The 25,014-nt window shown below is 38.7% G+C and carries 10 protein-coding genes; 9 read left to right on the top strand and 1 reads right to left on the bottom strand.

Features of this window, described 5'->3' with window-relative positions:
- Positions 1 to 297: 297 nt before the first annotated feature.
- The 7 genes from H524_RS0105500 to H524_RS0105535 all read left to right on the top strand — a co-directional run bounded on the left by H524_RS0105500 (position 298) and on the right by H524_RS0105535 (position 17,208).
- Positions 298 to 1,338: a substrate-binding domain-containing protein gene (locus tag H524_RS0105500; RefSeq protein WP_044121565.1), complete on the top strand. Its 1,041-nt coding sequence runs from the start codon at positions 298 to 300 to the stop codon at positions 1,336 to 1,338.
- A gap of 498 nt (positions 1,339 to 1,836) precedes the next feature.
- Positions 1,837 to 3,045: a DUF4007 family protein gene (locus H524_RS0105510; protein ID WP_027939506.1), complete on the top strand. Its 1,209-nt coding sequence runs from the start codon at positions 1,837 to 1,839 to the stop codon at positions 3,043 to 3,045.
- On the top strand, positions 3,038 to 6,637 hold the full coding sequence (locus H524_RS0105515) for a hypothetical protein (protein WP_027939507.1): 3,600 nt from the start codon (positions 3,038 to 3,040) through the stop codon (positions 6,635 to 6,637). Before H524_RS0105510 ends, H524_RS0105515 begins: the two co-directional genes overlap by 8 nt.
- 153 nt (positions 6,638 to 6,790) lie before the next feature.
- Positions 6,791 to 7,630 (top strand): phosphoadenosine phosphosulfate reductase family protein, encoded by an 840-nt coding sequence (locus H524_RS0105520; RefSeq protein ID WP_027939508.1) that lies wholly within the window; start codon positions 6,791 to 6,793, stop codon positions 7,628 to 7,630.
- Positions 7,631 to 7,693: 63 nt separating this feature from the next.
- Positions 7,694 to 9,835 (top strand): hypothetical protein, encoded by a 2,142-nt coding sequence (locus tag H524_RS0105525; protein WP_027939509.1) that lies wholly within the window; start codon positions 7,694 to 7,696, stop codon positions 9,833 to 9,835.
- A gap of 25 nt (positions 9,836 to 9,860) precedes the next feature.
- Positions 9,861 to 12,350, top strand: a complete 2,490-nt coding sequence (locus H524_RS0105530) for a hypothetical protein (protein ID WP_027939510.1) — start codon at positions 9,861 to 9,863, stop codon at positions 12,348 to 12,350.
- A 25-nt stretch (positions 12,351 to 12,375) separates the two neighbouring features.
- Positions 12,376 to 17,208, top strand: coding sequence for a hypothetical protein (locus H524_RS0105535; RefSeq protein ID WP_027939511.1), 4,833 nt, complete (start codon positions 12,376 to 12,378; stop codon positions 17,206 to 17,208).
- A 1,006-nt stretch (positions 17,209 to 18,214) separates the two neighbouring features.
- Here H524_RS0105535 and H524_RS0105540 read toward each other — a convergent pair.
- A complete protein-coding gene (locus tag H524_RS0105540) occupies positions 18,215 to 19,639 on the bottom strand; it encodes a rhamnulokinase (RefSeq protein ID WP_027939512.1) in 1,425 nt (474 codons plus the stop codon).
- 1,010 nt (positions 19,640 to 20,649) lie between these two features.
- On the opposite strand from H524_RS0105540, the gene H524_RS0105550 reads away from it, so the two are divergent.
- Positions 20,650 to 21,555: an AraC family transcriptional regulator gene (locus H524_RS0105550; protein WP_027939513.1), complete on the top strand. Its 906-nt coding sequence runs from the start codon at positions 20,650 to 20,652 to the stop codon at positions 21,553 to 21,555.
- Between the two features lie 549 nt (positions 21,556 to 22,104).
- On the top strand, positions 22,105 to 23,670 hold the full coding sequence (locus H524_RS16430) for a helix-turn-helix transcriptional regulator (protein WP_052338931.1): 1,566 nt from the start codon (positions 22,105 to 22,107) through the stop codon (positions 23,668 to 23,670).
- The last annotated feature ends 1,344 nt before the right edge of the window (positions 23,671 to 25,014 follow it).

Genomic DNA, 25,014 nt, shown 5'->3' on the forward strand with positions numbered 1-25,014 from the left:
GCCGTGACTAGAGTGGATATGAACTTAATTATGGCATCACTTAAAAACGCTTTTTATGAAGATTAGTAAACAGCATCTACTTTGACGTTTTACACTAGGCGCTTAAGTCATGAGGATTTCTTAAGTTAGCTTGCAAGAACTTAGTAGATACTGAAGTACAGGCGTACATTTAATTAAGCTCGCCGCTCAAGGAATTTGCCTTACCGAGCATCAATGCATAATGATGCATGAATGCAAAGCTTGGAACTAATCTAAAGTAGACAGTGTTAAAAGAAAATTGATCTCAAGGATTTTTCTATGAAGCTTAGCAAGTTAGTTTTAGCCTTAGGCGCAGCTGCATCTGTAGCTTTCTCCGCTTCTGCTTTTGCAGCAGATCAGATGCATATTAACGTAGTAGCAAAGGGTTTCCAGCACCAATTCTGGAAGGCCGTTGAGCAGGGTACCCAACAGGCTGCTAAAGAGTTCAACGTATCTGTTGACTTCCAAGGTCCAGACAATGAGTCCAACATTGCTCAGCAGGTAGAGTACCTCAACGCTGCTATCGCCACTAAGCCTGCTGCAATCTGCCTTGCAGCACTTGATACTCGTGCTATGCTCGACTCCATCCAAATGGCAAAGGATGAAGGCATCCCAATGATCGGTTTCGACTCTGGTGTACCTGATGCTCCAGAGGGTGCAATTAAGGCAACCGCATCTACCGACAACACCGCTGCTGGTGGTTTAGCAGCTGCTGAGCTCAAGAAGCTCATCCAGGCAAAGCTTGATGCAGCAACTCCAGACAAGCCAGTACGTATTGGTGTTATCGCTCAGGAGTCCAACTCACAGTCCATCGTTTCCCGTACTAAGGGCTTCGTTGATGCTTTCGTAGCAGCTGTAGGTAAGGACAAGGTATCTGTTGAAGGTCACGACTCATTACGCGCTAAAGTTAAGGGCGCATCTGTTATCCTCGACGTAGGTATTCCAGCTGAGGTTAAGGACGTTGACGCTGCTGCAGTTGCTTCTGCTATTTTAGAGAAGAAAGACATCATCGCTGTTTACGGCTCTAACGAGTTTGCTACCAACGCAATCATCACTGCTAACGAAGGATTAGACGTTTTAGGTAGCGACAAGGTTATCGCTGTTGGCTTCGACGCAGGCACCAAGGTTCTTGACGCAATGGAAGACGGCGTATTAACCGGCGCTGTTACTCAGAACCCAGTTCAGATTGGTTACCAGGCAGTTCGCTTAGCTGTTGACGCAGTTAACGGCAAGCCAGTTCAGGACGTTGATACCGGTGCTCTTTGGTACACCAAGGAGAACATGAACGATCCTGAGATTAGCGTCTGCTTATACCGCTAAGTTTCAAAGATGCTCCCATCACGGGTAGCAATCAAATCACATAAGAAAAAGGGCAGCCCTCGGGCTGCTCTTTTTCTTAGTACGTCTAAAAGAGCAGCCACATGTGCTGCTTTTCTTTTTCCGCCAATATTTATAAGCTCAAGACAACTGCCATATAGCTTTTGTGTTAGAAAGTTTAAGTAGAAATTGTTCAATAATAGTGCAGTTGATAAAAGCATCGAGAATACAATCTTACTTTCGTAATTCAAAATGCTATGTAGATAAGGGATTGCAACCCTTTTACATACACGTGTTATTATGAAAAAGCAAGCTTCAAATGAAGATAGTTATTATTTTATAATGTCGCGGGGTTCCCTAAATTTAAATTCTCTTTGGCGATTGTAAGTGCTTTGCTATTAGCTAAGATTTCGCTTTTTGTCTGATATGATTGTTCTGATATTTAAAAATTTTTTGTTTACGGAACATCATATAACCTATTTATGATAGAAACCAACAAAGATGTCACACGTAACAAACTCTCAGGAATTAGATAATGGCCTAAAAACAAAAGGGCAGAAGTCTGAAAAAACTGGGGGTTCCCCAGCAGCAATTGAAGCTGGTGCATCTAATACAAAAGTCATAAAAAAGGCAAAAAAAGCAAAAATCTCAAGCGTTTCATCTTGCCCAAACTACAAGTTTGGCGGTACGCAATCTTTCTCCCTTCGTCAATTATGGCCATTAAAGGCCTATCAATATAGTCTGAGACGCATGCTCAAAGGTAAAGCAGTAAGCTTCTCAGATGTCAAACAGGCAATCATTGAGCTTGGCGTTGGCTCAAATATGATTGACTCCATGCTCTACTGGGCAAGATGCCTCAATATTCTTGACAGCAACAACCATGTAACAGCATTTGCAATCAAGCTATTTGGTACAGAGTGTCTCGAACCAATTACTGATGATCTCGACAATTTACCTGATGAGAAAATCAAGGTAGATCCTGAAGTTGCTTCTTTGTTAAAGCAGTCTATTAAGGGTTTTGATCCTTATTCTGAGTATGTTGATACTCTATGGCTTTGGCATTACTTCATTTGTTCTGATAGCTCTAAATATACAGCTTTGTGGTTTATTTTTAATAAATTAAATTTAAACACTGTTACAAAGGAAATAATCGCAAGCGAGCTAAAAGGCTTCTTGGAAAGAGAGCATATAGCTGGCAATATTAAAAAATTGCCTGCAGAAAAAACTCTTAAAACAGATATTGATGTTGCGGTTAGAACATATTCACCTTTAACAAGAGACATTGGTGTTCTGCGTACTACGGTCAAAAAGCTTGATAATGTTGAAGATATTTCAGACTGCCCGATGCGCGAGCTGCAACTCTTAAGTGCTTCAGTTGAGTCTATTAGCGCCAACCGAGGTTTGCACAGTAGCTTAAGCCCATATGTGTTTGCATACTGCCTTCTAGATTATATTGGCAGACCTAAAAATAGCATTGTCACATACGACTTCAATACTATCGCCTATGAAGTAGATTCTCCTGGAAGAGTCTTTAAGCTTAATGAAGAAAGCTTGGCTAATTACTTATCTAAGTTGTCTGAGGTAAGTTCTGGAGCTATAAGCTTCATAGAGCAAAACGGTATTAGACAGATATATTGCACTGTAACAGACGAAAACAGTCGTATTAAGCTCAAGCAACAGTTGTTAGAAGAAGTTTATAGAAATGTCTGAAGAACAAAAATCTCTAGCCGACAAGATTGTTATTAAACGCCAATTCTTAAAGGCAGTTCGCGTTGACTTAGATGTTACAGACCGCAATGCACTGAACGGATTTATCCCGCTGCAGTCAAGCTTAAATGTTGTTGACAACATGTGTGCTGTTATTCTGGGTAAGCACAATTGTGCCTTTACCTGGAGTGGCGCATTTGGCTCTGGTAAATCAACTTTAGCTCTTCTTCTAAGCTCATTAATCAGTCAAGATAGTGTTATTCGCAATAAGGCTTTAGGCTTTGTCAAAGATTTCAAGAATAATCACGACGACAATAACATAACAAAGCTATTTGCTAAAAAAGGCGCTTACAAGTACTGGTCTTCTATCAACATCGTGGGCAGCAATACAAGCCTGCGCAATGTTTTACATTCTCGACTTAAAGAAGATAAAGTTACTAGCGAATTTTACACAGCTAGCGAACTCAATCAAGCTGAGATTTCTATATTTATTGATCGACTCAAAGATAATAATAAAAGGGTATTAATTATTGTTGATGAGCTCGGTAAATTTCTTCAGCATGCTATTGAGACTAATGATATTTATTTATTACAAGAATTATCTGAGGCAGCAGCTAGATCAGATGGCCATTTAATACTTCTTGGAATAATGCATCAGTCTTTTGAATCATATATTGCAAAGTCTGATAAGAGTCTCAAAGATGAGTGGGCTAAGATTCAAGGTAGATTTGAAAATCAGATCCTTGCTCCTTCTGAGTTTGAAAGCATTAATTTAGTTGCTAGCTCAATTAATAATGATGAATATCATACTGAGTATGATTCATCATATATTGCCAAGATCTTATACCCAAAGAGCAACAATCTTGACGCCATCAGCAGAAGTTTTAGCAATTGCTTGCCATTGCATCCAATCTCTATTCTGCTAGTATGCGCAATGTCGCGTCTTTATTTCGGTCAGAATGAGCGTACTATTTTTGGCTTTTTAAACTCTTACGAGCCATTCTCATTTAGCTCATTTTTATCCTCACAATCTCGTGATAGCTCTGATCTTTATCTGCCAAGCTGTTTATTTGATTACATTAGAAATAATCAAAGTCTAGTTGGTTATGGTCAGACAGGAAAGCTATATGCAGAGACATGTGAGATCATCACGCATCTTGAAGGCAATAGCACTTTATCGCAGCTAAATCTCTTTAAGACCATTGCCGTAATGGAGATTTTTGGTAAGGGCTATTCTATTTATCCTAAGAAGGAAATTCTTGAGGATATTTATAGAAACATTATTGCATCTCCATATTATTGCCAAACAACTGATGCTGATGCTTCATTTGAAAATGATATAGCTGCTCTTATTGATGCAAAAGCAGTCATATACAAGTCTTACGATGGTTCTTATGGATGCTTTAACGGCTCTGATTTTGACTTTGATGCATCTTTCGCAAAATTCTATAACTCTCAGGACGTTAAATTAGACGTTATTAAGCAATATATTGCTGAAAGCAAAACCGTTGTAGCCAAGCGTCACTACGTGCGTACTGGTAGCTTGAGGTATTTTGAGGTAGAGGCCATTCTACTTGAGGATGTTTTCACTGAATCTTACAAATACCAGTGTACAAATACCGAAATTGGCAAAGTATTCTTAGTTTTATCAAATGATACTGGCGATAAGGCTAAGTCATTTGCTGAAGCTTTATCAGTCGCTAAATACTGCAGTTCCATTTGTAAGAATCATATTTATGCAGTGTGTCTGAAGTCATCAGAGATATTTAATTCAGCTAGAACACTACAGACATATAAAGAAATGCAAAGCGATCCTCTATTAGAGGGTGATGCTGTTGCTCGTCGAGAAGTTAATGAGAGATTAAGAGTTGAACAGTTGTCTTTAGAGCAGTTAGTTTATAACTCTTTAAACGACGCATTTGTTGTTCATAACGGATCTGTATTATCTAAATTATGTCTTGCTGTCGATACTGAAACTATCCCTTTATTAGGATATCAATTAAATAGCGAGAGCAGGAAATATTTAGATTTTGAACAGCTACATGCGCTTGCAATTAATGATGCAAATATTTCGACAGAGCATGTGGTTGCCAATGAAATTAGCGCTCGTTACTCTTTAACTCCTGAAGCAAGAAAAGAGCTAGAACAGTTAATTGATAATGATTATGCAGCTCTATATTGTGTAAGTAAGTACTTAAGGAATAAGGACTATACAGTAAAAAGTGCTGATTTATGGGTCTTAGCTTCAGATATTGCTGATGCATTATTTGATCAGTCACCAATTATCAAAAATGAGCTCATTAATAGGAATAAGATCTCAGCTAGTGTAGCTAAAGCAAGAAGAATTCTGCTTGAGCATATGTGCGGCTATTCCGATAAGCAGAATTTAGGCTTTGAAAAAACTCCTCCTGAGATGAATCTGTACTGGACTATTTTCGAGCTACATGGCTTGCATAGACAAAACTCTACAGGCTATGGTTTTGTCTTAGATGACAAGTCTGATCCAAAAATTTGTGCGCTCTTTGATGCAACTGATAAGCTGCTTATTTCTAAGCCTAATGTAAGTGCATTTGAAATCTTTGATCTTTGGTCTAACCAACCATTTGGCGTTAAAGCAGGCCTTCACCTGATCTTATTATTATTCTATATGCTCGTTAATAAAGATCGTGTTGCTGTTTATAACGACAATTTCTTCGTGACAGATTTTTCTGAGGATTTTGTTGGCGACTATCTTGTAAATGTTGATCGATTCACATTTAAACTTTATAAGCTCGACAATACCTCTCTAGATGCTGCTAATAGTCTGTTAGAGGCATTTAGAGATCTTGAAATTAAGTGCACAAGTAGTGAGCCTTTAGCATTAGCAAGAGCTATCGTTTTCTTCATGTTGAAGTTACCTGCTCTAACACAGAGAACAATTAATCTTTCAAAAAGAGCACAAAAATTAAAGTCTTACGTGCTCAATGCTAACGACCCACTTGATCTTATCTATGACAAATTATTTGGACTCTATCCAAATATTGCTAAAGATAATTCGTTATTGATTCAAGATATTAAAGAGATAATTGAATATTACAGCCAGACTTTGAACAAAATTCAAAGTTTATTATTTAAGTCTTTAGGTTGTTCAGGTGCTGATGTTGTTGAGCAAATCAAGAACCGTGCTGAATCAATTAATGAAATTGCTGCAGCTAATGACAGCAAGGTCGAGATGTTTATTAAGCGCCTAAGCACTTTTGAAGGTGGTAGAAGTTCAATAGAAGGCATCATAACGCTCTGTACAGATAAGCCAGTTAAATCACTTAATGATCACGATATTGCTGTGACTTTAGCTCTAATACCAGAGTTAGCTATGGGCTTTAGAAAAGCAGAGTGTTTTGCAGGCTATCACGATAAGCAGTCAGATAGAAGATTTGTTAGCGTTATTTCCTCTACACCTGATGGTGATGATATTTCTGAGGTAGTTGAGCTCACAACGCAAGAGCTTCATCAAGCTGCTGAACAAGCGCAGAATATTTTGACTACCATTGGTAAATGTGACTATAAGCAGATCGTGGCTCTGTGTTCACAAATGCTTAAGCTAGCAACTAGATAAACGCAACCATCTCAAGCTTGAATGTGTGTTCGCTAGCGTTGGTACGTCTTTAAAATATATTTGATCATCGTCAAATTTGTATACGTAAACGAGATGGCTTAAAGTATCTATGAAGTATGATATTTAGAGCTGTGTTTAATGAGGATAATGTAAATGGCCAGACATGTATTAGGCCTTTCGGGCGGAAAAGATAGTGCTGCTTTGGCTATTTATATGAAAGAGAACTATCCAGACACTCCAATTGAATATTTCTTTACTGACACTGGCGAAGAGCTACCTGAGGTGTATGAGTTTCTTGGCAAGCTAGAGTGCTATCTCGGCAAGCCAATTAACTACATCAATAACGACAAGACATTCGAGTTTCTTCTTAAGAAGAACAACAACTTTCTACCATCACCACAATCTCGTTGGTGCACTATTCAGATGAAGTTAGTTCCTTTCTACGATTGGATTAAACCATCATTAGACGCAGGTGAGAAAGTCTATAGCTACGTGGCAATTCGTATTGATGAGCCTAGCCGTTCTGGTTTGCTTACAAATAGAGATAACCTCAAAGTAGTCATGCCATTCCGTGAAGATGGCATTGATAAAGCCGGCGTTATGGATATTTTAGAAAGCTCTGGTTTGGGTCTTCCAAAGTACTATGACTGGCGTTCTCGATCAGGATGTACTTTCTGCTTCTTCCAGCAAAAAATTGAGTGGGTTGGCCTGCTTGAGCACCATCCAGAAGCTTTCATAAGAGCAATGGAGCTTGAGAAGACCTCAATTGAGGACGGTACTCCATTTACATGGAGTCAAGGCGAATCCCTTGCAGAACTATCTAAGCCTGAAAGAGTTGCTCAAATTAAACGCGACTTTGAGGCAAGAAAAAAATCTGCAGAAGCAAAGCGAAAAGTAAATCCTCTTAGAGTAGGTCTCGAAGAAGAGTTAGATATTGATACTATTTACGGCTGCATGGAAGGAAAAGGCAGCTGTGCGTTTTGTATGAAGTAGCAATAATTGCTACATAGATTTATTAAATGAATATTGTCATCTATTTAGCAAGTTAGGTGGATTATGAATACTCAAGAAAGTACAGAGCAATATATAAATAAGCTTGCTAAATATGGCCCATCTTTAAATAACAATAATTCTTTTGCTGAGAGCCAAACAGGAGATAACTTTCAGTTTATCGTTGAGTGCTGTGAAAATTACATCGAAACAATGACCGATGTGATAAAGCAGGATAGACCAGCAATTATTGTTGTTAATGGACAGGCAGGCGATGGCAAAACTCATTTAATATTAAATCTTTTACAAAGCAGATTTGGTATTAATTTACAGTTTTCTCTGAATGACTCAACTTATCGTGAAATTACTGAGTTTAATTCTTTAGAGCCTAATAGAAAATGCCCAGTCTGGCTCGTTTCAGACTGCAGTGAGCTCGCTGATCAATCTCCTGAAAAAGAGTTGCTCTTAAATGACATGATGGGCATTCTTTTAGATGACAGCGCAACTGATCATAAGGTCAACAAGATTATTATCCTTGCTGCTAACAAAGGTATTCTGCTGCAGCATTTTGAGGAGATGTCGTTAAATATCGTCTCAGATGATGTTAGGAAAGAGTTTTCACAAAAATATTTGCTGACATTACGTTCTTACTTTTTGGGCGATAGTAATACGTGCTTTAGTGAAGGTGCCCTTTGCGCCTTAAACGTTCGTTCGAGCAAGCTTGTAAAAGCAGCTAGTGAAAAGCTATTTTTAATGGATATGTCATCCATTGTTGATGAAAAATTAATTTACGAAATAGTCTCCGAACTTTTTGATGAAAAGCACTTCTCTGATTGCTCTAGCTGTTCTTTAAGAAATAGCTGTCCGATTCATAGAAATTATGAAGTCTTAAATGCTGATAATCAAAGATTTAAGTACGGACTAGCATCTATTATCATGTTATTAATAGCTAATGGTGCTCATCTTAATATCAGAAAACTACTTATCATATTATCTAATGCTCTACTTGGTCGTTGGGATGAGAATGCTCCTTTAATAACATGCAAGGAAATTAAGAGTTTACCTGTCGATAAGAAAATCATTCAAGAGTACAACTACTTTAAATATGAAACAGAGTGCTTAAATGGCGGCTATGGTTCAAACGACTATGTCGTACACTCGAACCCGTACGATAATTTATTTGGCCTTAATCTTATTGCTTTTGATGATAGTGAAAACAATGATGATTCAGGTATAAGTAATGTATTTAAGCAGCTAATGTCGACCGGCATAGGAACACGCAGCAGCATTCCTATCGATACATTTTTGACTAACTGCAAAAAAGATGACGTTCAGGATTCAAATAGCTTCTTTTTTCCAGTTGCCAAATACTTTATTACCGATGATAGCTTTAAAAGAACATATAAAGATCATGCCTTTGACTCTTTTAAAGCCGCTCTAGCTTCAATTAGACGCGACTTTGATGAGCGAAAGAACAGTAATGTGTCTAATAGAAAAACAGACAGTCATCACCATCTAGATCAGTTAAATATTCTTGAAAGTTTAAGAAGGTGTTTTTTCTTTACTATGCACGATGACAATACTGTTAGTGGTAGTAGAGAACGAATGGATGCCTGTAAGAAACTGTTAGATGATCTTTACAATCTTTCTTCTTTCAAGCACGGAATTGAGTTTTTGACTTTGTGGCATAAGGTAATTTCTTTAAAGCCTTATTTAGACAATCGTAAAGAATTACCTTTTCAGTTAAAAAAGCATTATTTGCCACACTCATGGTATACGAATATTTCGTTTGGTCTTAAAGCCGTATTCTCAGATTGCTATGATGCAGACTCTGATGATAAAAAAATTAATATTCATTTTAATAGTACGACTAATGAAATAAACGAAAGTCGCATGCTGCATGAGGATTTAGTCTTATCGCTAAATGAAAAAAGCTATGAGTCCGATTATGACTCTTGGGCTATTATTCCAAATCAAAGTATTTTAGAGTTACCGATGGTTGAAGCCGGAGATCCAAAGGTTTCTTTGACTGTAACACCAGATATTTATGAAGCTCTATCAGGCCTTGGTTCGGGAGCTCTTTCTATTAACTATTCGCCTCAATGTTTAGCTGCTATTGAAATTTTCAGAGAAAAGTTATCTGCCCAAATAATTCAAGCTCAATGTAATCATATTGAGCTGTGCGACGTGCTTCCTGGTCTTACATAGATTATTAATGATGCGGTCGTGAATTATGAATAATATTGATAGGCATCTTATTTTAAAAAAGCTAAGAAAGGGTCGTAGAAAAGACAAGACCTTAGAAGAAAGGATGACTATTGGTGATTATTCATGTATTAAAAAGACCTTATCTGATGCAGATACATATAAGCAGATATTAGATTTCGATCATAGCAGTTATGTATCTGTAACAGATATGTATGACATGGAGTACATGGATAACTATGAAGACTCCATACAGTTTACTAATATATATTCAGATGTCGAAATATTAGTAGACCGAATGCCTCAAGATGAAGACTTGTTCTATTTAGGTCCAGATCCAACTTTGATTATTTATCATCAAGAATTTAGGCCTAACAGAAGGAGTCGTTATCGCGACCTTAGCGCTATGACAGATGAGGAGTATGTCGGACTTGTTTACGAGAAAGATGGCATAGGAGATAGCTCTCTAGGACTTGGACCTAAGGATTACTCTCTTGATGATCTGGATTTAGAGTCAACAAATGGCTCTAGTAATTTTGTAAATCATAATTTAGTTAAAGAAGAGGATGCATTTAACTGTGCATCACCGGTAAACAATCAACAGGTCGATAAGTTTGCAGCAGATATTTATACTTCTGCCATTGTTGATGGTTCGACTTTATCTCAAAAAAATTCAAGTTCCTTCAACTTGCATGACTCTGATAAGAGATCCTTAATTATGAGCAACGCTATAAAAGACAATAATTCAGAAAAGAGCAGTAAAGGAAAGCAGCGTTATTGCATTGAAGAGTCAATATTTGGCCGTGGCTTTTCGCCTGAAGAGAGTGTTGAGTTCACATTCATGGAGTTCCTTACATTCTTGTTTGGCATCACTCCAGATGAATGCGATGGCTCTAGATTAGATTATGTTGCACGCAAATTAGCTTCTGCCACTATTAATAATACTAATATTACAAGTAAGCTGAATCCGGCTCATTTATTAAGAAGAATGCTCTATGACAATGCTAATCTTAATAGCAGATTCATAGAGGATCATTCAGACGGTGATCTTTGGACTTTATGGCGAGATTACTACATAAGCGTTCATGAGTATGATAACGATGAGGCTTTCATTGAAAGATTCACTAAATATGTAGACCATTTGCAAAAATGTTTTACTAAAAGTGATGATGATAATGCCAATGAGTCATTTAAACGCTTTTTCAATATAGTTGATATCTTGCGCTCAAATACTTTTGACTATACATCAAGCAAGAGATGGACTTCAAAAATCTTATTCCCATTTAGTAAGCGTTGTCTTTTCCATGATGCAGAAGTAAATTTAGCTAAAGGAAAACCAAAGACTCACGAAAAGTTGAATTTAGATTCAAGATTCTTTAGAGGTCAAGGACATACGCTTTTAGCGATGCTCTCATTAAGTAGCTCAACAGAAGTAAAAAATGAAATTGAGAGCAAATTATCAGACTTATTAAATCAAGAAGACGATATCTTTACTAAATCAGTAAAAGTTCTTGCTGGCGATGATATTGAGGGTTTAGATGAGCCTGTCATGAATGAGGACATTCAGACAAAAAAAGGCATGTCTTACTTCCCGGTTCAAGCACAGGAGAGCTGTCAGGCTCTATTTGATAATATGGCAGAAGATTTTATTTCTATATTAAATCTTAAATTTTCTGCAAGAAAAAAGATTAGAGTTTTGACAATTATCAGCTCTTTATATATTTACTGCTACCTCCTTAGAAGAAGTTACATTGTTATACAGCAGTACGATAGCAAGTTTCCAGAGCCATATATGCCGCTTATTTTCGGCAATTGTGACTTAAGGACACTATCTAAATCAGTACATGGCTACTATGAAAATATTATTGCTCGTACAGTTAGAGATTGGTTGCTTTTATCCATAAAGCGTGAACTAAGTGAGCGCTCATATGACGCTTTAACAAAGTATGTTGATGAGCCTTCATTAGAGTTTGATAACTCTAAGGATGTAACTGAACAATTTAAGAATGTAATTTCTAGCGTACTGTATATCGATAAAACTAAAGATGATGAAGTTGATTTAAACAAGATCGTATATAAGTGCTCTTCGTTTGAAAAAATATTGTCTAATTGCACTGCGGCCTTGCGCAAAAGACGTGATTTTTCTTCAATTGTAAGTGATGCAATGCTTGCAAAGACAGCAAAATCAATTGGCTTAGTTACTAAAGGCACAACGAATTATTATCACTATGCAATTACGGACGAGCTTTTAGAGGCCCTTGTACTGACTTGCTGCAATACTCGTTATATGCAGAACTCTGATTTCCTTGAAAAGATTTTCAATAGATTCAGAATGGTTGTAAGTTCCAAGGATTTCAGAACTCTTAAGAGTACAGACACGCACTTTTCTGTGGTTGATGAAAATAAAGTAAAGCACAACGAAACGCTGCTACAGTCTCGTCTTAAGCAGTTAGGCTTATGTAAAGAACTATCTGATGCTAGTTTTTACTACATATTTAACCCATACATAGATGAATAGAGATTAAAAAGGGATTGTTGTAAATATGACTCAGACTCTTATTAGCAGCGATGATGACCGTCGTTATTTCAATCAATTAATCTCTCTTCAGAGAAGTTTGATTAGTAGCCCTGAAAGTGAACTATCTCAGCAGTTCGAGTTTATTGAGACTCTTTTAGTTGCATATGGAGTGATGTCCTCTATTTATGACAAAACCAAGGCAACTAATACGGATGCTAAAGGCCGTGCAGGATTAATTAGACTTGATGGTTTAGGTAGTAAGTATTACAAAGCATTAGAAGCAGCTATTAAGCTTATTGAACCTCAGATTATTGAGAATAAGCAAAACGGCATTAATAAAATAGAATGTTTCTTATCCACTGAATACGATAGTAAGAACATTACTGTTTTTGTGCGTAATCATGCCAATGAGAATGCTGTTCTTTACATCACCTCAGATGCATACACCAATAGTCAGCAGGCTCTCGATACTAGAGGACAAATTAATACTATTAAAGCAATCGATGTGATCAAGAAGATGCCAGAGGCGGCCTTCTTATCCATGTACTACGATGGCATATCGATTGAGCAGTTAGCTAAAGCAATTAATGAAGATCTGTTTAATAAGCTCAATATAGACAGTTTTTTTGTTGAGCTTAGAAAGCTCTATGAAAAAATTCATGCAGATAGAACTTTTAAATTAAATTACCCTAACTTTATTAATTACGCATTCAATATTTCATCCGAGAAAGGCTTCTCTGGTGGATTGTGTAATAATGATTTGTTAGAGGCATCAAGGTACATAACCACAGTTCTGTACTTGTTATCATCACAATCAGTTAAAGATGTTAACGGCGTATGTACTGCCATTGAAACAGCCATGGGTAATGCCTTAGCTGTTTGTAGTTGTCCTCGCAATACCAACGCATTTACTTCATTACAGAAGTCATGTGATATGAAAAGGTGGCAGCGTGCTTGGTCTAAGGCGATTATCAAAGATCTTCATACTGGCTCTAACCTAGCAAGATTAATCGAAGGTACAGATAAGACTAGATTCAATCACTTCTGTCAGTCTTTTAGCGAGAGTAATGGTTTATTTTCTGACGAGGAAAGTGAGGTTATCTCACGTTTTATCACTGAATACAAAAATTCAGACAATGATGATGGCTTAAGCTTCGAGCTTTCATGGAGAAGCCTGTATTGTATTGAGTGGCAAGACAAACTCGATAGCTTATTTATTATTGAAAAGAAAGTAAATTCAGGTGCAAAAAAGCAGTCAGTTAAAGCTTCAACCAAAGAATTTCTTGACAAAAATAAAAAAGAAATTCTTGAGAGTTATCAGAACGAATATGATTGTTCAAATGATGATCTTGAAGAGTATTTTAGCGATCTGCAGGAAGTTGCTACTTTAGGCGACACTAAACTTACCTCTATTGAGCCTGAAGAAAGAAATAAAATTTTATTCTTCTTTAATAAGCTCAGAAGTATTTTATCTAGAGAGAATAAGACTCTTTTCAACGCATGGAAGAAGCTAGCCTTTCAAACCAATAATGCTGAGTACAGAGACTTTCGTGAGGGCTTTAGTAAAGTATTGCTTGCAGCATTTAATTACTATGGCATTTCTAATGAGGGTTTAAAAAGATCATTTAAGATCTCTAGCTTAGAAATTGTTGTTAAATACGGTTTTGAAAAGCTTGATTTTAAATCATTGCAAGCTGTCAGCTTCTTCTCAATTATGTATGGCCCATTGCTGCGCTCATTACGCGAGAATAAGTCCGTTACTATTATCGATAAAGATAAAAATGGATCCGCAAAATTGCTATGGGACCTGAGCGCATTAAACGACAGTGACTTTAGTCTGCCATTTGATACCCAGGTTAGAAAAGGCCAAGTAAAATATTGCGATATTAATTTTGAATTTAATTTAAAACTGTCAGGCTGCGATGATAATCAAGATACATCTTATGATTTTACGCAGTCATTTAAGTGGCGCTTTAATTTTGATTCTGTTGCTAGCTCTCTTTCTCATGATTTAATTGAGCTCTTAGCTAATGGTGCTGAAAATGTAAGTAACCAAATCGACTACTGTAATTGGTTTAAAAGCAGCCTGAATGAAATCTCGTCTGATAGCTATGAGAAAGCCGAAGCTATATTAAAGATCCCTGCATATGAATATAATCTTGCGGGCTCGAAGGGTTTATTCAAAGAACTTAGCCTATCTGATAAGTCATGTTTAAAGGCTAGTTCTTCGCCTTTAGAGTTACCACCAAGCTTTATATCAAGCAAGAGTCTTGATATTACAGAAGTAATTACTAGTACCTTAAGTATTATTAATAATAAATTACAGTATGCTGGCAATCAATCAATTGTAAAAGAGAACGAGCCTTTAATTGAGGTTAAACTCAAGGAGTTTTCTAAAAACTACTCTATTTGCTTAAAGCAATTTCTATTAGGCCAGTTGTCTTTAGAGTATGTGCAAAATTGCTGTAAAGAATATAACGACCTCTTACGATTTGTTGAAGATAAACTTAAGTCTCAGGGCAGAGTTATTTCACTTGCATTACTTAATCTTGGTATTGCTTTTGATAAATCAGAAAGAGAGTATGTAAAGAACTCTGCTATTGTGTGCCCTTGGCATCTTGAGAGCCTAAAAGCTACTGCTTTAAAGAATGAGAGAACTCTAGGCCTTTGGCGTCTATTCTCCCGTGATAACAATACTGATGCTAGAAGCGAATATCAAAATATTAATTTTTCTTTATATGAGCAAGGATTGTTTGGAGAATTATCTCTAGATACTTATTTAGAGTTTATTCCAAGTCGTGAATATCTCGCTCCACTGCAATTAGCTTCATTAGACAGGAATTTTGATTCTTTATCTGAAATTCGTGGTATTGACACAATTTTAGGCATTAGCACTTCAGTCGATGGATATGCTTTATTTAGTAATAATGTTGGCTCTGGTCTCATTACTGAAAATGAGGTTATTTTACTAAAGGAGCAAATACTGCATAGCATTAAAAGGTTAGGTGAAGTACGAAATGAAGTAAGCATTGTACTTTATCACTGTATGCTGCCATCATTGCCATTAAGGTTGTTCACCGACTTGCTCTCAGAACATTTTCTATCTGATGATGATAGCGTACAACGTATTAGTCTTTATGTTGTCTATGCTAATAATGATGAGGGTGTCAAGGTAGCTAATGAGGTTAGATATCGTACTGAGTCAGCATTGAAGAAAATGGCTTACCTAAACCCTACTTTATCTAGCGGGGTGCTGCGTAAGTTTAATATTACTGTTTGCACAGACGATAAGATAAGCAGCAAAATTTCAAGTAAAGTATTATCGTTCCCTAAGTTTGATTTATGTATTTTATTTGATACTTTTAAATCTAAATTACAGCAAGAGCTTGGTAATTTCCCTAAAGATAAAGATTTCTATAGCTCATTTGATGTTGTAAATGACGAGGACTCTTTATTTAGGTATTTACCATCTCTGTCTGAGTACAATCAAAATCAATACACTGGAGAAAGTCGCTCACTGCTCAGACATATGCAGTCAGAGAGTCATACAGGCTTTTTAAAGGCTTTATCTTATGTGTCGAACAAGTTTGGCAATTCAGACTCTATATGGGCTCCTAATTGCGCATTCCCAGATGCACATAAGGTTAACGAAATTATTAATTGCGCCCATAAGCTAGGCTCTATTGTTTTATCATGTGATGACTTTGTAAAGAAGAGTTACTTTGCAAATATTCAGGATGATGAAGGTCGAAGCAAGTTTAGAATCTTGCAATACAAGAAGTCACCAATTTCTGGCAAAAATATTATTTATTCAGCTTGTGATAATAGTATTAGTGCAAGCCTAGAAGAGGTGGTTGCAAATACATTGTATGAGCACCTTAAGGGAAGCCATGATCTTCCATACTTTAAAAATTTAGCATATTTTCTTTATGAGGATGCTCTTGCTCTATCAGGCTCGATTGTCTTACGCGCGTACAATTTCCACAATAATCTTTTCGAGATGATAGGTATTGTCCTGTCTAAATTTATTCTCGATAAGGCAATTGAATTTATTGGATCTGAGCTTAAAACAATTGGATTTGCTACTAAGTTCACTACTTACATTATGCTAGATGACTTCAAAAGCTATCTAGGTCTGGATCAAAGGAGCGTCGCCGATATTTTAGCGATCAATGTTCTTTATGATGATCAGTCAAATCACTGCATATTGAACTTCATGTTTGCTGAGTCAAAGTTCTATAATCAGTCGAGTGTTAAAGCTCTTAAGAACTCCATACATCAGGCCTTTACTAGTGCTGCAAGTCTTTCTGCTCATTTTAATTATGAGGGTGTAGAGGAAGAGCAGCATAAGCATAAGCAGAACAATATTGTTAGATTTGATAAGTCACATTTCGTATCAAGAATTTTAAGCTTGATATGGACTGATTTTGAGTCAATGAAGAGCGAATATTCTGATTCAGAGAAGCTTAATTTAATTAAAAATGCGATTAAGACTGGCAGATTCTCATGTATGAATACTGCAATCTCTATTTGTTCATCATTAGAGTCAGGTGACTTTAAGCTGCAAGATAAAGATTTTATTTTAGAGGCTATTCCTAATCATACATTAGAGAATTCAGATATTAATCTTGGCCAATTAAAAATTGGTACAGAAGGTTTAAATATGCTATTTGATAGCTATTTAAAGCACAAGACTAGCACTAATGAGGTAAAAATGTCTGAGTGCAATCATGACACCTTTAATCTTATTGGTGAGATAGATTCTGTTATCGACTCACATCTTGTGCAAGAAGAGAAGTTCAGTGAGTACCTTGTTAAGGTGGTCGACTTGTTCAAGAATCGCAATAGCGATAAATAGTAGAAGATTTATTGCTTTTAAGAGCGATTAAATCTTTGTATGTACTAAAAAACAAGGGCAGTCATATGACTGCCCTTAGTGTTGTGTGCTCAGCATGAGCAATTTCTAGAGGGTTAAAGTCCCTTACGTGCCCGCTAGTGGGAAGCGTTAGCTGAAGACAAGGTGTGCATGGTGACATGTATGCTGAAGGAAGTCGGTTTTGATTCGATATTAAAAAATCGGTCATACAGTTGCAAAACCTCGGTCTGACGAACAGAAACCTGCTATAAGGCGGCGAAAGGTGGACGAGACTGCAACATAAGTCAAAGTCCAATAACTAGACGGAACCTTAGTCGTAAAGCAGGCAGATATATGAGGCGGAAGAAATTGCTCTTACCTGAGGAGATCTTACTGGCGGGTAATAACTCGTAGTAACAACGAACAGTAAGAAGTCAGCAGAGGTCGTAGTACCGCTAAGGCTTGGCAGGCGGAAAGGACCGAATCAACCAGAAGAAAACATTCTTAGAACTTCATTCATAGGTTTAGAAATACGAACAGAGTAATCACGGGCTAGAAAATTAGTGTTAAGGATGATTACTCCATCGACGAACCTAACACAAACACAAGAGTATTGCGGAACAAGAAATTGAAGTGATGGGTTAAACCAAGGACTGAATGTAAGATATACAAGTCTTAGTATCTTCAGTCTAGACAGTAGCGAAAGAGCGTGCCAACAACTAAAAGCTCCAAGTTACGATCTAGACTTAACACTCAAACATTTCGAACCATTGAGTGGTAACCAGGTTGAAGCCGCGATATACCCGACCGGTACGTATCCGTGGCGTGAGAGCCCCCGAAAGGGGGCTACTCGATTGCATTTACGCGTGGAGTTATGTCTATGGCAGCAGCGCTCTAAGGCGCTGCAGCTACACATACGTGAGCATATGTTTTCAATTACAAGCCATCTTAGTGAGCTTTGCCAAACTACGTGAGCTAGGCGCTGGGCGGCTTGGCATGCTCTCTGAGCTTAGTTCTGAGGGTGGTACTCCTTAAACTCAGAGGAGGCTAAGATAACCTTGCGGCCTTCAGCTAAGTCCTTGAACTCCTTGAGGCCAAGCTTTTGAGCGAGGAGGTTGCCGTAGGCGGTTGCCTCCATTGGGCCTGCAATCACCTCAAGCTTAGTGACGTTAGCTACTAATTGGCATAAGAACTCAGATTGAGTACCGCCACCGATCATGTGCAGCTTCTTAAACTTATGATCGATTACTGACTCAATATTCTTTAAGGTCTCATTGTACTTATTAGCTAAGGACAGATAGATGACCTTGAAGTAATCGTAGTCGTGCTCATAGTGCTTGTGAGTGAGGCCATCGATAGCCTCCTTTACGTCAAACTCGTTTTGAGAGAAGACTGCTGCATCAACATCGACAGTATCGGTAATTGGACAGTTCTTAACGTACTCAGTGATCTCGCTAAATGGAATCTTCTCACCGCGCTTAGACTCTAAGTCGCTCTTTAACATTTCGAGGATGTATAAGCCAGTAATGTTCTTAAAGAACATATTGGATCCAGCAAAACCAGTCTCATTAGTAAGATCGCGAGCAAAGGCGTCCTTGCAGATCACAGGCTCATCAGTTAAGCCACCAATTAAAGACCAGGTACCGCAAGATAAGAAGGCAGTATCACGGTCGGTATAAGCCTCGGTGAGCAGTACTGCAGAGGCAGTGTCATGAGAGGCACAAGCAATAACCGGAATGTCTTTATTTAAAGCCTTAACCTCAGGAATGAGTGAGTCTTTAATGCTACCAACTACTTCAGTTGGGTAGATGACAGGAGCAAAGATATCCTTGCGAATGCCATAAGTTTGCATGATCTTCTCTGAGAACTCTTTAGTGCGCAGATCTAAGATCTGAGAGGTAGAGGCAATGGTCAGCTCTGAGCGCTTTTGGCCTGTGAGCATGTAGTTGAGCAGATCTGGCATGAACAAGAGGGTGTCGATCTTGCCCATGGTGTCGTCCTTGCCATCAAGCTCGTCTTTCTTATAGACGAGTAATTGGAACAGGGAGTTGATGGACATGATCTGATTGCCAGTCGCCATGAAGATGTCTTCAAGGCTGAGCTTTTCCTGGGCGTAATCATAGCCTTCGTTGTGGCGAGCATCACGGTAGGAAACTGGGTTGCAAAGGAGCTTGCCATCAGAGCCGATGAGGCCAAAGTCAACGCCCCAAGTGTTAACAGCAATGGAGTCAATTTCGTCTTGATGTGCCACGATGGTCTCGGCTACCTTGGAGACAATTTTGTCCCACTCCCAACGGCTGCGACCATTAACAGTCTCTCGCTGATGAGACATACGCATTACTTCCTTGCAAGTAAAGCGACCGTCCTCTACAGCGCCTAAAATTGCGCGAATCGAGGTTGCTCCGAAGTCAAAAGCTAATGAATATCGAGCCATGGTATCGTTCCTTGTAAACATCTGCTCGCTAGCATTCACAATCATCGGTCCACTGCATTATTGGCGTTAAATATCACCAATCTCTAGTAAGTACAAAGATCAGAAACCTTTGGCCTTGCTAAGTGGCATATAAGCAAGCTTAGCTAGCAGTGCGCAGTTTTTTACTAAATTTGCTAAGTAAATGGATGTTGTTAAATGCATACGAAGCATACATGGGAGGGTAGGTTTCATTATGGCCTGATGGGGTAGGGGATACTTGCACGATTTTCAGGTGATTTGGTAATATTTTCACCTAAATGGATGATTTCTTACCAATTGACAATAAGCCAAGATAAGAATCATCAATCTTAGGCATTCTTGAGGCACAGTAGGTAGTATCTAGGGTGTGACGAAATTTGGGATCCAGCTTCCAAACTTTAACAACACGGCTATTTACGGGCTTTAGCTATGTATTAACAGCCGCTAAAAGGGTCATAATATACAAGGTATGATGCAAGGCTTTGCGCTGCATGAAGGTGCTGTTTAAGATAAGAAACAGCCTAAAGAATAGTCTTTAGCATTCATTAAGTTTGGTAAATTTTTCATCTTACATGAAAACTTACTGAATCTAATCAGCGTTAAAAGTTAGAACATAAGCTCTTCATACGCGAGCATAAGGTGTTCATACTTGAGCATAGGCTGTTCATGTGTGAGCATAAGGTGTTCATACGTGAGCATAGGCTGTTCATGTGTGAGTAAAAGGTGTTCAAATCATCACATGCCTATCCCATCTTAAGTTTTAGATTGGATGTGCTCATCTAAGGTTAATCATTAATGCTTAAACCTTAGCCCCTCAAGAGAGGTAGTGGTCTCTTGAGAGAACTGCAAGCGTTGGTGTTATGTTGCTTGTTGTTCTAGAGTTGCTAACGCTTAGCAAAGTTAGCTTTAGTGTGTGTGTTAAGTAATTGTAGCTACTGCCTAGGACTTAAGCCTTGGCAGCATTTCTTATCATAAGTACAGGCTGAAGCGCTATGCAGGACATATTCTTAAAAGAGAGTAAAGCACATGGCAATATCTCATTCCCATTTGCTTTTTATCATGTAACTGAGAAGCATCCTCGCTATACCATGGAAACTCACTGGCATGAGGAGTGTGAGATTTGCCGTGTCCTCTCTGGTACCTTAGAGGTAACCATTGATGGCAAGACCTTCACCGGCAAGGGCCGTGATGGAGTAGGCGATATCTTTATCTTCAACTCCGGTGCTGTGCATAGTGCTATTCCTCACGATTGCGTATACGAGTGCGTAGTATTCGATCTGCACTTCTTGCTCCGTGAGCGCTCCTTGTCTAACTCCTTTATCTACTCTCTTTTGTACAATCAAAGAAAGTTCGTTAGCTACATTCCTTACACACAAGAAAAGCAAGCTGATTTAGAGGACATTTGCTCTATAGTACAGCGATTGTTTTTTACCTTACGAGATCAAGGTGCAGGCTATCAGCTTAAGTCATTTGGCATCATGTACTATCTTTTAGGCCTCTTTGAAGACAAGGCCATGTTCGAGCAGCCGAATGAGGCTGGCGGTGATGCTGTGTCCCGTATTATGAAGATGCGTATGGCGCTGTCGTACATTCACCGTAACTACAAGCAACACATTTCTTTATCTGAGATCGCCGAGCTTTTAGATCTGCAGCCGCCATCAGTGGTAAAGCTCTTTAAAGAGCTCATCAACAAAAAGCCACTAGAGTACATCAACTCCTACCGCATCAACTGCGCTCAGGAAATGCTCAAAGAAGGCCGCAATTCCGTTACTGCTGTAGCTTTAGAGTGCGGCTTTACCGATGTCTCTTACTTCACCAAGGTTTTCAAGAAATACACTGACCAAACCCCACGTCAGTTCATCACCAAGACTCGAGAAAATCCTGATCTCTTCAAGTAAGCAAATTAGCTATCAGCATCCAAGCAAACCAAACTAATGCCTTACTAAGCCAAGGTCTTACTACACCAATGCATGAACAAACCAAGGCATTACAAAACTAAGGCATTACTAAAGAAATGCCTTGCAACGCAACGCAATGCAATTCATTGTATGTGACCTAAGGTGCTATCAATGCATCTAAGCTAAGTTAGCTCAGTTAAGTTATCTAAGTGTGTAAGCTAGCCATAACAACGCATAGAAACGGCGCTACGCTACATTCGTGCTCTGCATCAGCCAAAGCATGGCGATACCGTGCTCAATGGCGTAACATTCAGCTGTTAGCTGTATCACGTAGCATCACGCAACGTCATGGTGCGGCAATACATAGTTAACTCAAGACAGCTGATACAGCATGCAAATTGCTGATAATTAACATCTGTGCCGCATTACATGCTTTGCAGTAAGAGTGCTGCATGCATTCTTTCTTAGTTAACTACTCGTTATAGTCACTTTTTGCAGCTTAGCTTAATAGCAGCTGCGTAGATCTATCTGTTCTTTTGGGGAGTTACCATGTCAGCAAATAATATGGCCTTAGATGTCACCGCACAGGCTAACTCTCAAGGACAAGATCCTACAGCAGTATCTGCAGCAATAGTGATGCAAAAACATGCTGCAGAAGGTAAAGGCAAGCTTATGCCTACTGTTGCGACAGAGAGTAGTGCTGAGAAGTCGCTTAATTGCGCTGCATCAACCAGCGTGGAGGCACTGAAAGCAAACTATCAGGGTGAAGTTCCATTAGCTATTGCTTTAAGGCAAGCTACTAGCTTTTTAGACGACCACTACCTCGGTAAAAATACCGATATGCCAGCCCAGGATGAAAAAGAAGGCGAGGTTAAATCTGAGTCCTCTCAAGAGAACATAGAGAAGAAAGCAAGTAGCGAGCAAAACACAATCTCAGTGGATGAGCTAGTAGAGTCTTTTGAGGGTGATGATGAGATCTTAAAAGATCTGTCTAAGAGTGTCGTATACAAGGGTAACAAGCATACTCTGGGTGGCGATAGTCTAGAGTCTTTGTTAAGCGCCGTAGCAGCTGGTGATATACAGCGTTTAGGTTGGGCTTATCGCCTCTATGCCATGCAGCAAAGCTCCACACTATCTGTAGATACTCTTAAGTCGCTTCGTCATGAAGTTATCTTTATGATTGGACTAGCCTCAAGGCAGGCACGTCTTGCAGGGGTAAAAGAAAATCGTATCGTAGCACTTGCTGAGCGCCTTGCTATTGCTACAGAAGCTTTAACTGATGCCGAGCGCATCCGTCACATGCGCTACATTGCAGCACGTGCTTTTACTGATTTAGTCTCCGCCCTTCAAGGAAAAAGAGAGCCTACTAAAACAAGACTTAGTCTTGCCTCAGCTAATGCAGCAGTAAAGGAGAAGAATGCTGCAACCTCAAATGGCAACGCAAATGGTATAGCCGCATCCACAGATAATGCAGATGGTATAGCCGCAACCACTGGTAATACAGATGGTATAACTGCATCAGATGGTAATGCAGATGGTAAAACTGTAGCCGCTGAGTTTCATAATGAAATGAATATCAGTCATGGTGCTGAAGATGACTCAGCAGCAACTGAAGGTGACTCTGCAGCACTTGGGGATGGTGCGGGTGCTGTAGCTTATAGCAATACTAGTGCAGATGATAGCGATAGTTTAAATTCAGCGACCTTAAGTGGTGATGACTTACTATCAGGATCGAGTGCTTCGCATTCTGCAGCTGTTCAATTAGATGCTAGTGATAGTGCGGCTCCACTGCCAAAGATGATAGAAAAAGCCTTACAGTATCTGGATAAGCATATCTACGAGGATATCTTTGTGGCGAACATTGCCAAAGACGTTGGCTGCAGTGGCGAGCATCTAAGCCGGCTTTTCAAAAAGCATTGCAACATTACCTTGATGGAGTATGTAACTAAAGAACGCATCAGCATCGCCAAGGATATGCTTATGCATAGTAACTGCAAGGTACGAGAAATTGCTCTGGTGTTGCGCTTTTCATCAGTAGCTCATTTTTGCAATGTATTTAGAGAGATTGACGGCTTAACTCCAAGCGAGTGGCGTGAGGCTAATTGCAAGCAGTAAGTTTCTTGCGTCTCATTGGCAATCTTAGCAAAGCGAGAGTCTCGCTAGCCATTGGCTTATGAGACTGTGGCTTTGTTAGTTATCAGGTGGAGCAAATTGCGGCGATTGGATAGGCCGGATTTTGTCGATTGAATAGGCTGGATTGTGTTGATTAAATGGCCGGATTTTGTCGATTGGATAGGCCGGATTGTGTTGATTAAATAGGATGGATCGCAACTGATTTAAGATCGTGAGCTATATGCATGGGAAGGTGGACGGCAAGGCTAGAAAAGAACCTGGGCGCGGATAGTTGGCCTGATGCTTTTGCTCTTATCTGATGAGAATGCTAAGGGGATTAATTGAGTTTGTCACGGAAGAGCCCCGCTCATTGTATTAGATATTTGCATTGAGTTTTGCATGCTCGTATGGCTATGGGTATGTACATTTGCTGCAATCTCGCCTTAATACTTAGGAGCGGAGTTAAAGGCGAGGTAGGGTGCACTGCTTTTATGTAACTGCAGGATGGTTAAGTCACATGAGGCGGTGCTTGCAGCTAAGCTTGTCTTGCTATGTCCCATACAAGACAAGTTATTTATACATACAAAAGTTTAGTCTGAAGCCGTGGCCATAAGCATGCTCGCACGTGCTTATAGCCTGTCATTTATTGCCTATAGTCTTTTTGCTATGGCTCATAGATAGTGGCCTCAAACGTTTGTTTATAGCCAAGATCATGGCGCTGCTGGGGTCTAAAACAGCACCATGAATCGAAGATCTTAGACTCATGCAAGTGTCTAATACTTGTTTGCGGGGCTCTAAACTCGGTGTAATTAGGTAGCTTGAATATCGTAAAGGCTAAAAGAGCGAAAATTGGGATAGTTTTAGCTGCTGCTCTTTTAGCTTAGCTTATGTAGCTACACTAAAATTAGAACTGATAGCGGATACCAGCTGAGTAGACGTTCTCAGAGAAGTTAGTGCCAAAGAGATCGTCGTAAGCGATGGTGATCTGCTTGTCGTCGATGGTGTGATGGGTCACTAAATTTAGACCCTATGTGTCATTTATTTGTTTCAAAATAGCTCAAAAAGTCTTATTTAGCTATTGACTTTTCTTAAAATGAGTTAAGTGATGGTTTTGCGGCTATTTTTATAAAAATTTAAATGACCAATGTTAGTTGTGTGATATGTATAGCTTTTACAACTGTTTTCTATATCAAATAAATGACCCTTGCTATATAGGTCATTTACATACTAGGTTTAATAGAACAATAAATCTTAAATGACCAATGTTAGTTGTGTTATATGTTATCTTTTACAACAGTTTTTCTATATCAAATAAATGACCCTTGTTATATAGGTCATTTACCTACT

It is taken from the genome of Anaerobiospirillum succiniciproducens DSM 6400 (assembly GCF_000482845.1).
Taxonomy (GTDB): Bacteria; Pseudomonadota; Gammaproteobacteria; order Enterobacterales; family Succinivibrionaceae; genus Anaerobiospirillum; species Anaerobiospirillum succiniciproducens.

Bases quoted from the DNA above. Each gene is read 5' to 3' on its own strand.
- H524_RS0105500 (WP_044121565.1), top strand. From the start codon at position 298: ATGAAGCTTAGCAAGTTAGTTTTAGCCTTAGGCGCAGCTGCATCTGTA.
- H524_RS0105510 (WP_027939506.1), top strand. From the start codon at position 1,837: ATGTCACACGTAACAAACTCTCAGGAATTAGATAATGGCCTAAAAACA.
- H524_RS0105520 (WP_027939508.1), top strand. From the start codon at position 6,791: ATGGCCAGACATGTATTAGGCCTTTCGGGCGGAAAAGATAGTGCTGCT.
- H524_RS0105525 (WP_027939509.1), top strand. From the start codon at position 7,694: ATGAATACTCAAGAAAGTACAGAGCAATATATAAATAAGCTTGCTAAA.
- H524_RS16430 (WP_052338931.1), top strand. From the start codon at position 22,105: ATGTCAGCAAATAATATGGCCTTAGATGTCACCGCACAGGCTAACTCT.
- H524_RS0105540 (WP_027939512.1), bottom strand. From the start codon at position 19,639: ATGGCTCGATATTCATTAGCTTTTGACTTCGGAGCAACCTCGATTCGC.
- H524_RS0105530 (WP_027939510.1), top strand. From the start codon at position 9,861: ATGAATAATATTGATAGGCATCTTATTTTAAAAAAGCTAAGAAAGGGT.
- H524_RS0105515 (WP_027939507.1), top strand. From the start codon at position 3,038: ATGTCTGAAGAACAAAAATCTCTAGCCGACAAGATTGTTATTAAACGC.
- H524_RS0105550 (WP_027939513.1), top strand. From the start codon at position 20,650: ATGCAGGACATATTCTTAAAAGAGAGTAAAGCACATGGCAATATCTCA.
- H524_RS0105535 (WP_027939511.1), top strand. From the start codon at position 12,376: ATGACTCAGACTCTTATTAGCAGCGATGATGACCGTCGTTATTTCAAT.